The sequence below is a fragment of the Agrobacterium tumefaciens str. B6 genome (assembly GCF_001541315.1).
In the GTDB taxonomy this organism is placed as follows: domain Bacteria; phylum Pseudomonadota; class Alphaproteobacteria; order Rhizobiales; family Rhizobiaceae; genus Agrobacterium; species Agrobacterium radiobacter.
In genome coordinates this window covers 60,640-76,234 of record NZ_LMVK01000049.1, presented here as the reverse complement: position 1 = coordinate 76,234, position 15,595 = coordinate 60,640, and the positions used below count along the sequence as shown (strand labels likewise).

The window sequence follows — 15,595 nt, the reverse complement described above, 5'->3', positions numbered from 1 at the left end:
GGCTGATCGTCGAGATCGAAGAAACCGCCCTTAGAGTTCATGGCGCGATACTGGAAGAAATCGAACAGGCTGTTTGCCTGTTGTAGAAGCCAGTGACGATGATAGGGCAGGGAAGCCCATTTGGAGGCATTCTGTTCGTGGTTCATTAGTTTCTCCCGAGGAAGTTGGATGCATCGGGCGCACGGGCACCTTCTCGCATGCCCGGAAAATGGGATTGCGTCTATTGACGATGAATGGCTGTAGCTGGCGCTTCTCGTTTTGAGCGTCTAAATTCCGATGCTCGGCAGCGAAGTGTCGGCACTAAGTTCTCTCAAGCGCTGCACCGCCAAGGCAATGGAACGGAAAAACTATTCTTCCTGTTCGGAGGGAGTGTCCTCCAGGAACGGCGCGATGACTAGTTCGTCGACCAGGCTCGAATACTTATCGCGATCTTCCGGGGACAAACCCTCATCGGTTATAATTCGTTTGATCTGTTTCATCGGGACGACACTATAGATCTTTCTGCTGCCGAACTTGCTGCTGTCGATGATCAGCGTGGTTTCCATAGCCGCGCCAACCATGGCGCGCTGGAGCTGAACCAGGTCCAGAAACGTGTCTGTCGGTCCGCTCGCATCCACAGCGTGAGTACAGAGGAAATAGTGGTCGCAATTCAGCTCTCGCACGAACTTCGTGCTCATCTCCCCCAGAAGCACATAGGCACCATGCCTGCAGGTTCCGCCTGGAACCACTAGAGAAATAGGATCTTTGTTAGCAAGGATGGCCGCGACCTGCACGTCATTGGTAATGACTGTCAGCGGGATACCAAGATCCGCGATCGCCTGAGCGAGAAGATGCGATGTTGATTTTGAATCGATCAGTACGCTCTGGCCCGGCTGCAATATGCTCGCAGCCGCTCTCGCAATAGCGCGCTTTTCCTCAACCGAGGTGTTGCGGGCCTCCTCCATGCGCTGCTCGTAGGTGGTGTTCTGCCGTATTCGGACGGCACCCCCATGCGTTCTTTTCAGCATCCCATCCGCAGCGAGCAGATCCAGATCACGTCGGATGGTTGAAATTGAAGCATTTAGACGTCGAGCGAGATCCTGTGTCGACGCAACCGAGTTGGTGGAAAACCAATCCATTATCTTTGCGCGCCGCTCTGCCGGCAGGAAATCCTCGTCTTGAGCAATATTTTTGTCGTTCAAAGGCTTTCTCGCTGTTCTCAACTTCATGACCATTTCTTATGCGAGAAATCGGAATGATGGAAGGTTTCTTTCATTTGGGAGGTCGCCCTGCACCGACCTCCCACCGAAACTCACTGGCTGATGTCGATGAGCTTCGCTTCGACGGCGCCGGCACCCTTATAGGCCTGCACTTCGATCTCGACCTTGAATTCGTCGTTGCCGAGCGGCGTGCAAAGAACCGTGCGTGCCGGATCGATGCCGCGGAAGCGTTCACCGACGTAAGCCATCACGGTCGGCGCGTCAGCGACGTTCGGGATGTAGATGGTCGAGTTGATGACGTCCTTTAGGGATGCGCCAACCGACGCGAGGGCGCGCTCGATATTGTTGAAGCACTGCGTAGCCTGCTCGACGGGATCCGTGGACATTTCGCGGGTCTTATAATTGCGACCTGCGGTGTTGGAAACGTAGATCCAGTTATCTACGGCCACGATGCGCGAATAGCTTTCCTTCGTTTCGTACAGGCTTCCGGATTTAACTTTGATGACCTCGACCATTTGGTTCCTCTTTGAGTTCGATAGATAAGCACCAACTTGTCAGACGGCGCCAAAAACCAGCGTGATCGCCAAGGGGCGTCAGCACTCGCGCACCGCGCGGATGCGGTGAGCGATCACTGACGTATTGCGATCGTGCGCACTTCGCAAGAAAAACATCAAAAAGCGTCATTAAATTCACTGAAAAGCGAAAAAACGTTCGTGAATTCGTGCGCATACTTGACGTTTTGTGATCTAACGCCATTATGTCGCAGTTATGACGTTTAAGAAGTGGCAATTAGCTCCACTTTGGTAGTGCGTGTTGCCTTGGGGTCGCCGCATCGAGCGATCCTTGACGGAATTTGAACAAATAGGAGCGACGCGGATCAACGTGCGCCTTGGGGAGCAAAATCATGTTACTGTATCTGGCGAAGCGACTTTGCTTTGCTGTCGTGACACTCCTGAGCGTTCTCACGCTCATATTTCTTATGGTTAGGGTCCTTCCAGGCGATCCAGTGCTCATGATCCTCGGCGATCAGGCGAGCCCAGAAAGTGTTGCGGCGTTGCGCCAACGGCTTGGCCTCGACCAACCAATCGGTCTGCAGTATGTCCAGTTTCTGGGAAGTGCAGTGAAGGGCGATCTCGGGAACTCGATGGTCACCGGAAGACCGGTCACCGAGGAGGTCATGAGCGTACTGCCATACACGTTGGAGCTGACCTTCGCTTCGTTGGTCGTGGGACTTATCCTCGGAGTGCCTACGGGCGTCTGGGCGGCAGTGAAACGCAGCAAGCTTCCTGACTACATTCTGCGCCTGATCTCGCTCATTGGCCTTTCTCTTCCTGGTTTCGTTTCGGCCATCGTCCTGTTGATTGTTTTTGCGATCAATCTGCGCTGGTTTCCGGTCATTAGTGCCGGAACGGGCGATGGGATCGTGAACCGCGTTTGGCAGATGACACTACCTGTAATTTCCCTCGCGCTGATCATGATGGCCTACATCACCCGTGTCACGCGATCCGCGATGCTCGAAGTCCTCAATCAAGACTTTGTCCGCACCGCCCGCGCCAAGGGTGCCCGACCCTCCGTAGTAATCTGGCGTCATGCTCTTGGTAACTGCCTGATCCCAATCAGCACGGTGGTTGGCCTTTATCTTGGCATTCTGATTGGAAACTCGGTTCTCACTGAGATCGTTTTCTCCCGGCCAGGGCTTGGCAAGCTCATTCTTACAGCGCTGAGCCAACGCGATTACACGCTCCTTCAGGGCATGGTGGTTGTCTACACACTGATCGTCGTGATCGTGAACCTCGCGACCGACCTCACTTACGGCCTGTTTGATCCGAGGGTGCAATACAAATGAAAAATTCAGTCACTCTCACAGTTTCGGCCGAGCAAAAGCCAAACAAGGCTCGCAACATGCTGCTGCGAATGAATCCTTCGATGTGGATCGGCGTGATAATCATTGCGGTGTTGTTGGTCGCTGCTGTCCTTGCGCCTCAGCTTTCCTTTTATCCTCCGGCGAAGCAAAATCTCTTCGATCAGCTCTCTCCACCGAGCGCTGACTATCTTCTCGGCGCAGACCAGTACGGTCGGGATATATTGACGCGTTTGCTCTACGGCGCGCGCTACTCGCTTCTTATTGGCTCCCTCGCAGTTGTCATCGCGATGGTCATCGGCACATTGATCGGCATGATGGCCGGCTTCAGAGGTGGCAAGATTGACATCGTTCTGATGCAGATCATGGATGTCATCCTCGCATTTCCTTCACTCATCCTGGGTATCGCGCTTGTGGCGCTGATGGGCGCGACCATGACGAACATCATCGCCGCGATCGCCTTTACTTCCGTTCCGGCTTTCGCTCGCGTCGCTAGGGCGGCGGTGCTTACTCAACGCGACCGCGAGTATGTTCAGGCATGTAGCGCGATGGGCTTTTCGGGCTCCAGGACGCTTTTCAGGCATATCCTTCCAGCAATCCTGCCAGAGGTTATGGTGCTGGCGTCGCTATGGATGGCCAATGCGGTTCGCACTGAGGCCTCGCTTGCCTTCGTCGGCCTCGGGATTGCGCCGCCGGCGCCAACTTGGGGCGGGATGGTCCGAGACGGGTTCACGGTCATTTTGAGTTCGCCCTACCTCGCGATTTTTCCTAGCCTGGCGATTTTGCTTCTCGTGCTCGCCTTCAACCTTATAGGCGACGGTCTGCGTGACCTGATCGACCCGCGCATGAAGGATCTGAACTGATGACCCAACAATCGGTACTCTCAGTCAAGAACCTCAACGTCGCATTCGGGAAGAAGCAGGTCGTCCAAGATCTGAGCTTTGATATCGCGCCTGGTTCGACCCTTGCCGTCGTGGGCGAGTCTGGCTCCGGAAAGAGCGTCACCTCGCTCGCTATCATGGGGTTGCTGCCAGTAGGCGTCGCGAAAGCCTCCGGCTCGATCCAACTGAATGGGCGGGAGTTGCTTTCGCTCAGCGAGTCGGAAATGTGCGGAATTCGTGGCGGAAAGATCAGCATGATCTTCCAGGAGCCCATGACTTCCCTCAATCCTGTGCAAAAGGTTGGCTTTCAGATCGGAGAGGCGATCCGCATTCATCGCGGTTTGCGTGGAAAAGAGCTCAGGAACGCCGTTCTCGAAATGCTGAAGAAAGTCGGCATTCCAGATGCCGAGCGGCGGATTGACAATTATCCTCACACATTCTCGGGTGGCATGCGTCAGCGCGTAATGATCGCTATGGCACTCGCTTGCAATCCGGCCCTGATCATTGCGGACGAGCCGACTACCGCCCTCGATGTGACGGTTCAGGCGCAAATCCTTGAGCTGTTGAAGCAACTGCAGCGCGAAACCAATGTTGCGCTTCTATTCATTACTCACGATATGGGCGTTGTCGCGGAGATCGCTGATCGGGTTCTTGTGATGCGCGGGGGCCAGGTGGTCGAGTCCGGTCCAGTGGATAGCGTGTTCACGCGTCCTGAAAGCCCTTACACGAAGGTACTTATCGAGGCTGCCCCGTCGGTTGCCGGGAAACTGGCAACGACGGGACAGCCCACGACCGCAATCGATGCGCTGCCGCTGTCCTTTGAGGGTGAACGGCCAATTCTCGAGGTCCGCGATCTTACTGTCCGCTTCCCGCTTCGCGGAGGTCTCCTTGGAAACGTTCAGGGCAACGTTCACGCCGTGGAGAAAGCCTCCTTTGCTATAGGAAAGGGCGAAACTCTGGGACTTGTCGGGGAGTCCGGCTCAGGTAAGTCAACCATCGGCAAAGCTATCATCGATCTTGCGCCGCGCTTCGGCGGCTCCATTGTCGTGGACGGGCGCACGATCGACTACGCCGACGAAAAGAGCCTTGCTGTGTTGCGCCGCGATGTTCAGATGATCTTCCAGGATCCTTTCGGTTCTCTGGACAGCCGTCAGACAATAGGATCGGCCATTGTCGAGCCCATGTACGTTCATGGCATCGCGTCGGGCCGCGAGTTGCGTGAAAAGATGGAGTGGTTGCTAGAAAAAGTCGGGCTTGATCCGGCTCGGGCTAGCAGCCTGCCGCACGAATTCTCCGGCGGCCAGCGGCAAAGGATTTGCATTGCGCGGGCACTGTCTATGTCGCCCAAGCTCATCATTGCCGACGAGGCAGTATCCGCACTTGATGTAGCGATCAAAGGCCAGATCATCGAGCTGATGATGGACCTGCAGTCCGAGTTCGGTGTGTCCTACCTCTTCATCAGCCACGACATGGCCGCTGTGGAGAAGATCTGCACCAGGGTGGCCGTTATGTACTTCGGCGAACTGGTCGAGATAGGTGGCCGCGACAATGTTATCGGGCGCCCGGGACACAGCTACACCAAACGTCTTCTCTCGGCGGTCCCGATCACACATCCGAGCCAGCGATCGGCACGTTCGACCGCGGCTTTGCAGGTGCCGCAACCGGTGAGCCCGATTAAGCCGGTCGGGTTCATTCCGCCGACGCAAAACTGGGCGGCGATGAACGACAAGCATTTCGTGCGTGTTTGACGGCCTGCCGCGTGCCGGAGGGCTACGCGAGCCAATCGTTCAGCATCACTCGACGGAAATTGCCGAGGATGGTCCAGAGGCAGTGAGACTAATATCAGTGAAAAGGGGAGTTCGCATGAGACATAGAGCATACTGGACAAGCGCTGCCATTGTGGCCGGAGTGTTAAGCACAGCCGTTTCGATCCCAAGCCAGGCATTCGCTGCAAAGACCGAACTATCTATGGGTGTTGCCTCTGAGGATGTGACAACACTCGATCCGCATTTCGCGACAACGACATCAGACCGAACGCTGGTTTCATACATCTATGGAGCCCTTGTCCGCTTCGCTCCGGGATCGGCAAATCCATCGTCCATTGAAGCAGATCTGGCTGAGAGCTGGGAATCCAATGCCGATCAACTGGTGTGGACCTTCAAGCTGCGCCCAGACGTGAAATGGCAGGGCGGATACGGCAACGTGACGGCAGACGACGTCGTGTTCAGTCTGGATAAGGCGCGCGATCCAAAGCGTTCCGCATTCTCTGGCGACTATGCAGCGATCCAGAAAGTCGAGGCAGTTGACGCAAAGACGGTTCGCATTACCCTTACACGACGCGTGCCGAGCCTTCTGGCGCTGCTTTCGAATTTTTCCGGTGGCTTCATTATTCCGAAGAAGGCGTTCAAAGAGCGCGGCGATGATTTCAAACGCCGGCCCGTAGGCTTTGGCCCTTTCCAGGTTGAGTCTATTCAGCCTGGTCAATCTGTAACGCTCACGGCGAATGCCGAATACTTCAGGGGCAAGCCGAAACTTTCGAAGATCAGTTACAGGTTCCTCAACAACGAGGCCGCGCGCGATCTGGCATTCGAGTCTGGTGAACTCGATGTCGAACAAGGCAATCAGGATCAGCGTTGGCTCCAGCGCCTGACGGCTAATCCTGAAAACGTCGTCGACACCATCGAGCCCGCCGAACTGAACCTTCTGCATATCAATATTACCAAGCCGCCGTTCAACGACATTCGTGTTCGACAGGCACTCGCACATACGGTCAACGCAGCTCAGATCGCGAAATACAGAGGCGAACGTGTGAACCGCGCTGTGCCTTCCGTTATCCCATCGAATAATCTCGGCTTCGATCCGGATGCCGGTGTCCTCAACTACGATCCGGCGCAATCCAAGAAACTGCTTGCCGAAGCCGGATTTCCGAACGGTGTGACCGTCACAATGGTAGCGAGCCAACTGCCCGGTCTCGAAAGTCTGGCGCAATTGATTCAGGCGCAAGTAGCCGAGGGCGGCTTCACGCTTAATCTGCAACCCGTCGAACACGCGGCATGGCATCAAATGATCCGAAAGGATTTGAGCCCGATCGTGCTTTACGGAGCGGCGCGCTTTCCGATCGCGGACTACTACCTCACCCAGTTTTATCATTCCGCCAGCGAGATCGGCAAGCCAACTCAGGTGGTCAACTTCAGTCACTGCAATGTTGCAGACAAGCAGATCGAAGCGGCGCGCACGGAAACGGACCCGAACAAGCAGATTGAGCTTTGGAAAGAAGCCCAGAAGCTGATCGTGAGCAACGTCTGTGCAATACCGCTTACTGAAAATCTCGGCACCTGGGCGCGGAAAAATAAGCTTGGCTGGGGATTTGAGCTTAAAGGATCTATGCCGTCGGCTCCCCTGATTACGGAACAGACGTATTTCAAGGACTAACGGAATACCGGGGCTCCGGCTGATATCTGCTGGCTGGCGCGCCGTGCCAGCCAGTCCTCCCGGGAGAGCCGTTGGCCATCAGCTGTCGATACGACTGGAAGGTCAACGGCCACCTTGGTGTGCGGATCACTTGATTTCCGCCCGCATTCCAGAACTTGATCAATTCATATTTCCATCAAGCCCAGCCTTCTCACTCAGCATTTGCGTGAGAAGGCGGAGGTGCGTGCGGCCATCAATTCCGATAGATCCCGTTGAATATGATGTCTTGATCGACCAGCACATTAAACTTGTAGCCAGGCCGGATCTCCAGTGTGGGCTGGACATCCATATTGCGTTGGATGGTCCGATCAGCGACCCGTCCGAAGGTCTCCGCGAAGTTACGCCTCGCTGCATCTGACGCCGTGTCCTGCGTTGCGAGCGTCGAACTCTGCGGCACTGACATGTCGATCCCGGTGCCAATCAGCGCAATCATCACCGCCGAGCCGAAGGTTTTGAAATAATGGTTGTTCACCTTGTCCTTAAAGCCTCCGTAGCCCTCAGCATCGGTTCCTGCCATGCCGACGATCTGCAGCGTTGAGCCGTTCGGGAAGATAATATCGGACCAAACGACGAGCACGCGGCTCTGGCCGAACGAGACCTTGCTGTCGTAACGGCCGAAGAGTTTCGTTCCTTGCGGGATCAGCAGGCGATGGCCGGTCGCACTGTCGTAAACGTTCTGGCTGACCTGGGCAGTTATGCGGCCGGGCAGATCGGAATTAATGCCAGTGATCAAGGTCGCCGGGATCACCGAGCCCCGTTTCAGTTCGTAGAGTGACTGTTGTGGGACAACACGGTTTGGCAGGTAGCCGAGGTCCTTGAGATCCGTGTTGAAGAAGTCTTCCTTGCTCTTCTGCCCATTGGGATCGATGTTCTGGCCGCCGAGACCGGCACGCAAGGCGGCGGCATAGAGATCGGAAGCGCCTGCCGTCGGCGAGATCGCAGTCGATGTATTGGCGGCCGAAGTATCGTCTGTTGCCGTGCGTGCCTCCAGCTTGCCGCGATCGATTGCGAGCGGCGCATCATAGGCGGCATCGTTTGCCTGGAGCCTTGCCATGCGCTGGCGCTGTCTCTCCCGGAGATATTGCTCCTGTTGCTCGCGCTCGAGACGCGCCCGCCAGACCGCCTCCGGCTCCAGTTCCTGTCCGCGACGCTGTTCCGGCGTCGGGGTGAACGGATTGCTCGCCTTTTCGTCCACCTGCTTCGTCTCGACAGGTGTCGGCTGAAACGTCGTCTGCTGTTGCGGTTCGCCGATAATACCGTCGGTGACACCGCGCTTGATCTGATCGGCAAAAGTTGAGGCGGGTTCGCCGGAACTGGCCTCCGGGCCTTTACCCCCCCCGAAATAAAGCCCGCGCGAGGCGAGCCCATAGAAGATGATGCCGAGGAAGGCCACCGCCAGCACGATGACGACGACGATCGGCAGGCGATTGATCCGGCGGATGCCTGATGCCGCCTGACTGTTCTGCGCGCCGCCGAGGTTGAGGGACTGCACCATGATATCCTCCTACCCGCGCCGCATCAGCGAAACCGCGCTCGTCGCCGTGGCACCGGTCGAAGTCACCGTGTAGGCGCGGCCGAGTTCGACGCTGTTGGTCGAAAGGCGCGCAAGTACCTGCCCGTCGAATGATATGATGACATAGGCGAGCGTGACGATGGTCATTCCGCTATCGGTCTTCTGGTCGGTGACGACCGCATAGCCCCATCCCTTCAGCGCCGCCTCCAGTGCCTGACCGAAGGGTGAAGTATCGACCTTTAGTGCAACGGTTGCTTTGCCCGGCCCGATCTGTTCGGCAAGGCGGCTGACCATGTCGCCGGCAATCGCGCTCGCCGCCGGTCCTGAGATTTCGGGCGGCGCGTTGCTGGCGACAAGACCTTCTGTGTCGATCGATTGGCACCCGGAAAGGAGGACGGTGAGGATGCAGGCGGCAGCAAGGCCGGGCATATGGCTCAGGGGGCGTCGAATGAAGGCAAGAGTCTTCATCATCGCCCTCCCCTGCTAATCGTCACCTTTTGTTGTTTCCAGCCGACGCCTGAGACGAGCACGGCGCGATCGATGTTGTAATCGACCACCATCATATTGCTCTTCATGCGGTAGTTGACGATACGGTTCTGGCCACCGGAGACGACGAAGAGAACCGGCGCATCTTGACCCGAGATCGACCGCGGGAACTGGATGTAGGTTTTCAGGCCATCGGAATAGACCCGTGTCGGCCGCCAGCCGGCACTGCCTGATATGGAATAGGAAAAGCTTAGCTGCTCCGCCGGCACCCCGGTGCCGGGGATCGTACTGGCTTCAAGCCGCGCGTTGACGTCGGCGAGTTTCGTGGACACATCCTCGGGGTATTCGAAGCCGACGCGGGCCATGTATTGCGTGGGATGCGACTTGAGCTGGATATGATATGTCCGCCGAGATGTGGTCACCACCATCGAGGTGACAAGTCCCGGTTCGGATGGCTTGACGATAAGATGGATGGCCTGGCCCCCGGCCGCGCCCGATGTCGCCGGCTCTACTTTCCAGCGGACCGTATCGCCGACCAGCACATCGCGCACCACCTCGCCGCCCTGAAGTTCGATATCGCAGACCTGCAGCGGTGAGCAGACGACCGATGGCTGAACCTCGCCATAGAGAAAAATCACCTTACCGTCCGCGCCCTTGGTGACTAGGCCTTTCGACCCGCGCCATTGGGTCGAGAGCCCCATGCCTTTCGCCTCATTGGCCGTGACACCATCAGCGGCGAGCGCAGTCCGGGGGTCGAGTACGGTCAAGGGGACGATCGCAAAAACCAAGAGGCCGATGGCCAGCGTAGCCCGTTGTCTTCTGTGTCTGATATTCATGCTCGGGCCATGCCTTTCAAAGCTGTGCAGTCCAGTCGAAGTCGCGGAGATAGAGACCGATTGGATTAAGACGGATGACGCCTTCGTCCTGGGGTGGCGTCAGCGTCACAGTGGCAATGCCGCGGAAGCGGCGTGTCGCCGTTTCCTTGCCTCGCCGATCGCGCTCGAATTCGGTCCAGTCGACCTGATAACTCTGGTTCGATAGCGCGACGATGTTGTTGACCTCGATCGCGACCGTTGCGGTCTTCGCCTTCTCGAACGGCGAGTTCGAGCGGAACCAGGCATTGACCTTTTCGGTCGCCGGATCGGATGTCCGCAGCAGCCCGTAGGTCCGGTCGATATATTGTTTCTGGACGACGGCGTCGGGCGTGACGGAGCGGAAGTTTGAGACGAAACTGCCGAGCGTGGCACGCACCACGCGCGGATCGGCGTATTCGATCTGTTGCGGAAAGCCGGCATTGACGGCCGTCCCGAGTTTGTCGACCTCAACGATGTAGGGGATGAGCTTCACCTGCGTGCTCTGATAGAGGGCATAGCCGAAACCGATCACCGCCATTGTCATACCGGTGATGCCGACAATGCGCCAGGCGGCGGCCGCTTTCACGTATGAGCCGTAACGTTCGTTCCATTCGTTGCGCGCAGCGATATAGGGGTTATCTGGTGGAGTGGTTCCAGCCATGCGCTGTCAGCCTCTTATTTCTTGTCATTGATCGGCGGTGGGGGTGGCGGTGTACCGGGCCGGCCGGATTGCTGGTCGAGCTTGGCGTTGGCGAGGCCGAGCATCGAACCGGCATAGGCGCCCGGTGAGCCGATGGCCTTGTCCTTGGCAGCCGAGCCAACTGCGCCGGCCGCTCCGCCAACGCCGGCTTCCAGCCCGCGCATGGCGGCACCTGCCAGTGACGCTCCCCCTGCCCTCGCTGCACTTGCTGCCGCAAAGCCCCGGTTGGCCGCGCCGATCGTGAGGAACCCGGCGCCGAGTGCGGCAGAGGCAGCTTGCCCACCGTGACGAATGGCCTCCATACCGCCGCCGACTGATGCCCCCTGGACCAAACCCTGCAGTATCGGCGGTACATACATGGCGATGACGAAGACCACGACCGAGATGCCGGCGATCGCCAAGGTGGTGATGAACTGTTCAGATGTCGCCGTCGGCGCTTCGGCCAAACCGAGCAGGATATCGGAGCCGATCCTGGCGATCATCACCAGCGCCATCAACTTCATGCCGACTGAGAAAGCATAGACCAGATATTTGACGGCAAAGTCCTTGGTGTAGGACGAGCCGCCAAGCCCGAGCATGATCATGCCGGCAAGCAGACCGACATACATCTCGACCATCACGGCGACGAAGATCGCCGCGACCAGCGAGAAGGACACGACAACCACGACCATGGCGAAGACGGCAGCGATGGCCAGTGCGTTATCCTCCCAGAGCCCGAACTTCGCCTGTTCCGACATTTTAGTCGCAACGCGAATACCAGCGTCGAAGATATTGGCAGGCGAGGCCGAACCGCCGCCCGCACCGATCTGATAGAGGCTGTCGACCACGGCCTTGGCGAACTCCAGGCCCCTGTCGAGGATGAAGGCGAACAGGCCGATGAACATGATGCGTTTGACGAGTTCGGCAAACCAGCTGTCGAGCGAGGCGGCGTTGATCGCCAGCCATACGGCGGCGATACCGACCTCGATGCCGGCGAGGATCCAGAACAACGATCGTGCGGCGTTCATGACCGTCGTTTCCCAGCCCTTGGCGGCGGTGACGACGGAGTTTTCCAGCGTTGTCAGAACCTGTCCCTGCTGCGCCAGCGCCGGCGAACTTGCCAGCAGGACGAAGCCGATCGTGACGAAAGCCAGTTCGAGCTTGGGGGAAGGGTGAACTACCATCTCGGTTTCATTTCCTGGCCGCCGCGGATTTCACGATTCGAATCGCCGCCGAAGAACTGATCACGATGCCGGCGCCGTTCTTCACTCGAAGGAGTATCGGTCGCGGCCGCGCCAGATCCGGAGGCCGGCTCCGGCTGGACAGTAATCCAGGTGCCGATGCCTGCACTTGCTGCGGCGACGACGGCCAAGAGCGCGAGAATGACGATCAGACGCGAGCTCACCAGCGTGGCTCCATCGTCTGGCCGCCGCGGATGTCGTGTTCGGTCCCGCTGAAGAACTGTTCACGCCTTGCTTGAGCCAGATCCTTTTGTGCCTGCTCCGACTGATACCAGGTGCCCATCATCGTCATCTGTTGCGAGACGAGACCACGCAGCTTCTGCATCTGCGCCACCTGCTGGGCGGCGATCTGATGCCCGACCTGCAGGGCCTTCATCTGGCCGTCGGATGATTCCGACATGGAGCGCAACGACGACATGGTACTTTCCTCGCTGGAGAATTGTTCCGACGTCAGGTTCGCGGCCTTCAGTGTGCCGGCGATCGTATCGCGATTTGTGCCGGACCAGTTCTGGTAGGTCGTGGAAAAGCTCGCACCATCAGGCAGATTGCTTTTCATCTCGGCAAAACTCTGGAAACGCTGCTTCATGACATCTTCGACATTGCCCATTGAGAAGGCGACACCCTGCCCCTCGTTGACGACGTTCTGCAGGTTTTTGAGGTCGTTCTCGACCTGCCCCCAGATATGGTTCGGCAGCTGCGCGGTGTTTTGAAGCATGTTCCTGTAGATATTGAGCTGGTTCTGGATCTGCTCGGCCAGCTGTGAGATCTGGGTGATCTGGTTGTTGACCTGCTCCGCCGATTTGCCGACCAAAGAGATGAGTTCGGTGTTGTTGGCGAGCTGCGTCCATTCGGTCGCCTGACCGGTCACGCCGCCCGCCACAGCTGGCATCGGTGAGGTACTTGAGAGAAGGATGGCCGCAATCATCGCGTGGCGGGCTAGTCTAGTCGGCCGGGAAGAGTGTATCGGCATGGGCGATCCCCCTTTGCTGGAGCCATTGAAGAGGCCATGCGGCCCCGTGTTCTGAATGAAGCGCGCGGATGCGCTTCAGATCTTCCTTGCCGGACGCTCCGACGAAGGAGAGCGCTACTGGTCCTAGCGCCATGTCGAAGAGACGACGGCCCTCCGGCGAGACGACGTAATAATCTCGCTTCGGAATGGCGGTCGCGACGATCTCGATCTGGCGCTCGTTGAAGCCGATGCGCTCGTAGAATTCCCTCGTGCCCGGCTCTCGGGCCGCCCCGTTCGGCAGGCAAATTTTGGTCGGGCAGCTCTCCTTCAGGACGTCGATGATGCCGGAGCGTTCGGCGTCCGAGATCGACTGCGTGGCAAGAACGACGGCGCAGTTGGCCTTGCGCAGCACCTTCAACCATTCGCGGATCTTGTCGCGGAAAACTGGATGGCCGAGCATTAGCCAGGCTTCGTCCAGAATGATCAGGCTGGGTGCGCCGGTCAGGCGCTTTTCGATGCGGCGGAACAGATAGGTGAGCACGGGCACGAGATTGCGCTCGCCCATGTTCATAAGCTCCTCGATTTCGAAGCACTGGAAGCTGCCCAGCGCCAGACCGTCTTCCTCGGCGTCGAGAAGCTGGCCCATCGGCCCGTCGACAGTGTAGTGATGCAGCGCATCCTTGATCTCGCGCATCTGCACGCCCGACACGAAGTCCGATAGCGACCTCCCGCGTGATTCCGCCATCAGCCCGACCTGTCGGGAGATGGCGTTGCGATAGTCGGGCGTGATCGTCACGCCCTGCAGCGCAACGAGCATCTCGATCCATTCGGCCGCGAAGGCGCGGTCGCCGTCGGTCGTGAGGTCTGCGAGCGGGCAGAACGACAGTGCCTTCCCGTCCCCTCCTTCGGTCGCATCTCCGCCGATCTGGTAATGATCGCCATCGATCCCAAGCGTCAGCGGTAACATCGAGCCGCCCTTATCGAATGCGAAGATTTGCGCACCGGAATAACGGCGGAACTGCGCAGCGATCAGCGACAACAAGGTGGATTTGCCGGATCCGGTCGGACCGAAGATCAGCGTATGACCAACATCGTCGACATGCAGGTTCAGCCGAAATGGGGTCGAACCCGACGCCACCTGCATCAGTGGCGGTGAGGCTGGCGGATAAAAGGGGCACGGTGCGACCGCGCTTCCGGACCAGACCGAATTGAGGGGAATGAGATCAGCGAGATTGCGTGTATTGATCAGCGGCTCGCGGATATTGGCATAGGAAACGCCTGGAAGACTGCCGAGGAAGGCGTCGGTCGCATTGAGTGTCTCGATGCGGGCGCCAAAGCCTTCCGCCTGGATCAGACGGCGGACCGCCTCGCACTTCTCCTGCAGGCGTGCCTGATCTTCCTCGAACAGGACGATGACCGGCGTGTAATAGCCGTAGGCCACGAGTTGCGAAGAGGCCTCTGCGATTGCGTCCTCGGTCTCGGCCACCATCATCATGGCGTCCTGATCGAGCGATCGCGATTGCGTCTGGAACAGCTGGTCGAAGAAGGGCCGCACCTTTTGTTGCCATTTCTTTCGGGTGCGTTCGAGATTTGCCCGCGCTTCCTCCGCGTCCAGAAAGACGAAACGCGACGACCATCGATAGGTCAGCGGCATGAGGTCGAGCGCGTTGAGAATGCCGGGCCAGCTTTCCGCCGGCAGCCCGTCGATCGCGACGACGCCAAGAAAGCGATTCTCGATGAGCGGCGTCAGCCCGTGCTGGAGTTCCGCAGTCACCAGCCAGTCGAGATACATGGGAATTTCCGGCAGGCGCACCGGATGGTTCTCGCCGGTGACGCAAAAGCGGATGAACTGGAAGAGCTCGTCATAGCGGGCAACACGAAAGCCGCCGCGCTCCGACGTCTCGCGTGTCATCATTCGGCGGATGGACACGACATTGGCGAGATACTGCTCGACCTCACGGATCGATGTCGAAAAGCTCTCCAGCGCCTTATCGGCATAGGTGGCGGAGCGGCTGGCGGTGTCCGAATAGATATAGCGGGTCAGGCCGGAGCGGCGAGGCTCCGGCGGCCGCCAGGTCAGGATCAGCGCATGCCGGCTCTCGAAATGCCCTCTTTCCTTCTGAAAATGTGCCCGTCGTTCCGCATCGATAGCGCGGGTGACGAGATCAGGAAAATGGCAGTCGGATTCTTTGGGGTAATCTGCTGTCGGCACCCTGACGGCCTCGACCTGAATCATCCAGCCGGAGCCGAGTCGTGACAGGATCGCATTGATCTGGCGGGAGACATCGTTGCGCTCGGCGTCCGTCGAGCTTTCGCTGTCAGGGCCGGCAAAATACCAGCCGGCCATCAGCGAGCCGTCCTTCAGCAGGATGACGCCGTTATCGACCAGGCCGGCATAGGGCACGAGATCGGCGAAGGATGGTCCGGAATGACGGAAGGATTTGAGGGCAACCATCTCGAC

At 58.3% G+C, this 15,595-nt stretch carries 14 protein-coding genes and 1 pseudogene; 4 read left to right on the top strand and 11 right to left on the bottom strand.

All coding sequences use genetic code 11. The features are described 5' to 3' along the window. Positions 1–8: 8 nt before the first annotated feature. The 3 genes and pseudogenes from ASB65_RS29020 to ASB65_RS23110 form a co-directional block, all read right to left on the bottom strand. Positions 9–146: pseudogene (locus ASB65_RS29020) on the bottom strand (AGE family epimerase/isomerase); the annotation flags it as partial. A gap of 201 nt (positions 147–347) precedes the next feature. After that, a complete protein-coding gene (locus tag ASB65_RS23115; protein WP_051489787.1) occupies positions 348–1,208 on the bottom strand; it encodes a DeoR/GlpR family DNA-binding transcription regulator in 861 nt (286 codons plus the stop codon). An 83-nt stretch (positions 1,209–1,291) separates the two neighbouring features. Continuing rightward, positions 1,292–1,714, bottom strand: a complete 423-nt coding sequence (locus ASB65_RS23110; RefSeq protein WP_010892433.1) for a RidA family protein — start codon at positions 1,712–1,714, stop codon at positions 1,292–1,294. 389 nt (positions 1,715–2,103) lie between these two features. Here ASB65_RS23110 and ASB65_RS23105 point away from each other — a divergent pair, with 389 nt between their 5' ends. The 4 genes from ASB65_RS23105 (at position 2,104) to ASB65_RS23090 (ending at position 7,373) form a co-directional block, all read left to right on the top strand. Then, the gene (locus ASB65_RS23105; protein ID WP_010892434.1) at positions 2,104–3,045 is read left to right on the top strand and encodes an ABC transporter permease; all 942 of its coding nucleotides are present in this window, start codon (positions 2,104–2,106) and stop codon (positions 3,043–3,045) included. A 56-nt stretch (positions 3,046–3,101) separates the two neighbouring features. Beyond that, a complete protein-coding gene (locus ASB65_RS23100) occupies positions 3,102–3,923 on the top strand; it encodes an ABC transporter permease (protein WP_374189981.1) in 822 nt (273 codons plus the stop codon). Beyond that, positions 3,923–5,689, top strand: a complete 1,767-nt coding sequence (locus ASB65_RS23095; RefSeq protein WP_010892436.1) for an ABC transporter ATP-binding protein — start codon at positions 3,923–3,925, stop codon at positions 5,687–5,689. The genes ASB65_RS23100 and ASB65_RS23095 overlap by 1 nt, the downstream gene beginning before the upstream one ends. A 115-nt stretch (positions 5,690–5,804) precedes the next feature. Then, complete coding sequence (locus ASB65_RS23090) at positions 5,805–7,373, top strand: ABC transporter substrate-binding protein (protein ID WP_010892437.1); 1,569 nt, start codon at positions 5,805–5,807, stop codon at positions 7,371–7,373. A gap of 232 nt (positions 7,374–7,605) precedes the next feature. Here the strand turns inward: ASB65_RS23090 and trbI are convergent, their stop codons facing one another. The 8 genes from trbI to ASB65_RS23050 are packed head-to-tail and all read right to left on the bottom strand — an operon-like array spanning position 7,606 to position 15,589. Next, positions 7,606–8,907 (bottom strand): IncP-type conjugal transfer protein TrbI, encoded by a 1,302-nt coding sequence (trbI, locus tag ASB65_RS23085; RefSeq protein WP_060725478.1) that lies wholly within the window; start codon positions 8,905–8,907, stop codon positions 7,606–7,608. 9 nt (positions 8,908–8,916) lie between these two features. Beyond that, positions 8,917–9,393 carry a conjugal transfer protein TrbH gene (gene trbH / locus ASB65_RS23080; RefSeq protein WP_060725531.1) on the bottom strand — a complete coding sequence of 159 codons (477 nt, stop codon included), beginning with the start codon at positions 9,391–9,393 and terminating at the stop codon, positions 8,917–8,919. Further along, positions 9,393–10,247: a P-type conjugative transfer protein TrbG gene (gene trbG, locus ASB65_RS23075; RefSeq protein ID WP_040132265.1), complete on the bottom strand. Its 855-nt coding sequence runs from the start codon at positions 10,245–10,247 to the stop codon at positions 9,393–9,395. The genes trbH and trbG overlap by 1 nt, the downstream gene beginning before the upstream one ends. A 16-nt stretch (positions 10,248–10,263) precedes the next feature. Beyond that, positions 10,264–10,926 (bottom strand): conjugal transfer protein TrbF, encoded by a 663-nt coding sequence (locus ASB65_RS23070; protein ID WP_010892441.1) that lies wholly within the window; start codon positions 10,924–10,926, stop codon positions 10,264–10,266. A gap of 14 nt (positions 10,927–10,940) precedes the next feature. Next, positions 10,941–12,128: a P-type conjugative transfer protein TrbL gene (gene trbL / locus ASB65_RS23065; protein ID WP_010892442.1), complete on the bottom strand. Its 1,188-nt coding sequence runs from the start codon at positions 12,126–12,128 to the stop codon at positions 10,941–10,943. Further along, entirely contained in the window at positions 12,122–12,349 is a 228-nt protein-coding gene (trbK, locus tag ASB65_RS23060) for an entry exclusion protein TrbK (protein ID WP_010892443.1), read from the bottom strand. Before trbK ends, trbL begins: the two co-directional genes overlap by 7 nt. Beyond that, on the bottom strand, positions 12,346–13,155 hold the full coding sequence (gene trbJ, locus ASB65_RS23055; RefSeq protein WP_010892444.1) for a P-type conjugative transfer protein TrbJ: 810 nt from the start codon (positions 13,153–13,155) through the stop codon (positions 12,346–12,348). The genes trbK and trbJ overlap by 4 nt, the downstream gene beginning before the upstream one ends. Continuing rightward, complete coding sequence (locus ASB65_RS23050) at positions 13,127–15,589, bottom strand: conjugal transfer protein TrbE (RefSeq protein ID WP_040132267.1); 2,463 nt, start codon at positions 15,587–15,589, stop codon at positions 13,127–13,129. The genes trbJ and ASB65_RS23050 overlap by 29 nt, the downstream gene beginning before the upstream one ends. Positions 15,590–15,595 lie beyond the last annotated feature (6 nt).

Excerpts from the sequence above, each read along its gene's own strand:
- trbL (WP_010892442.1), bottom strand. The coding sequence starts at position 12,128 with ATGGTAGTTCACCCTTCCCCCAAGCTCGAACTGGCTTTCGTCACGATC.
- ASB65_RS23050 (WP_040132267.1), bottom strand. The coding sequence starts at position 15,589 with ATGGTTGCCCTCAAATCCTTCCGTCATTCCGGACCATCCTTCGCCGAT.
- ASB65_RS23095 (WP_010892436.1), top strand. The coding sequence starts at position 3,923 with ATGACCCAACAATCGGTACTCTCAGTCAAGAACCTCAACGTCGCATTC.
- trbH (WP_060725531.1), bottom strand. The coding sequence starts at position 9,393 with ATGAAGACTCTTGCCTTCATTCGACGCCCCCTGAGCCATATGCCCGGC.
- ASB65_RS23070 (WP_010892441.1), bottom strand. The coding sequence starts at position 10,926 with ATGGCTGGAACCACTCCACCAGATAACCCCTATATCGCTGCGCGCAAC.
- ASB65_RS23115 (WP_051489787.1), bottom strand. The coding sequence starts at position 1,208 with ATGAAGTTGAGAACAGCGAGAAAGCCTTTGAACGACAAAAATATTGCT.
- ASB65_RS23090 (WP_010892437.1), top strand. The coding sequence starts at position 5,805 with ATGAGACATAGAGCATACTGGACAAGCGCTGCCATTGTGGCCGGAGTG.
- ASB65_RS23105 (WP_010892434.1), top strand. The coding sequence starts at position 2,104 with ATGTTACTGTATCTGGCGAAGCGACTTTGCTTTGCTGTCGTGACACTC.
- trbG (WP_040132265.1), bottom strand. The coding sequence starts at position 10,247 with ATGAATATCAGACACAGAAGACAACGGGCTACGCTGGCCATCGGCCTC.
- ASB65_RS23100 (WP_374189981.1), top strand. The coding sequence starts at position 3,102 with ATGCTGCTGCGAATGAATCCTTCGATGTGGATCGGCGTGATAATCATT.
- trbI (WP_060725478.1), bottom strand. The coding sequence starts at position 8,907 with ATGGTGCAGTCCCTCAACCTCGGCGGCGCGCAGAACAGTCAGGCGGCA.
- trbJ (WP_010892444.1), bottom strand. The coding sequence starts at position 13,155 with ATGCCGATACACTCTTCCCGGCCGACTAGACTAGCCCGCCACGCGATG.
- ASB65_RS23110 (WP_010892433.1), bottom strand. The coding sequence starts at position 1,714 with ATGGTCGAGGTCATCAAAGTTAAATCCGGAAGCCTGTACGAAACGAAG.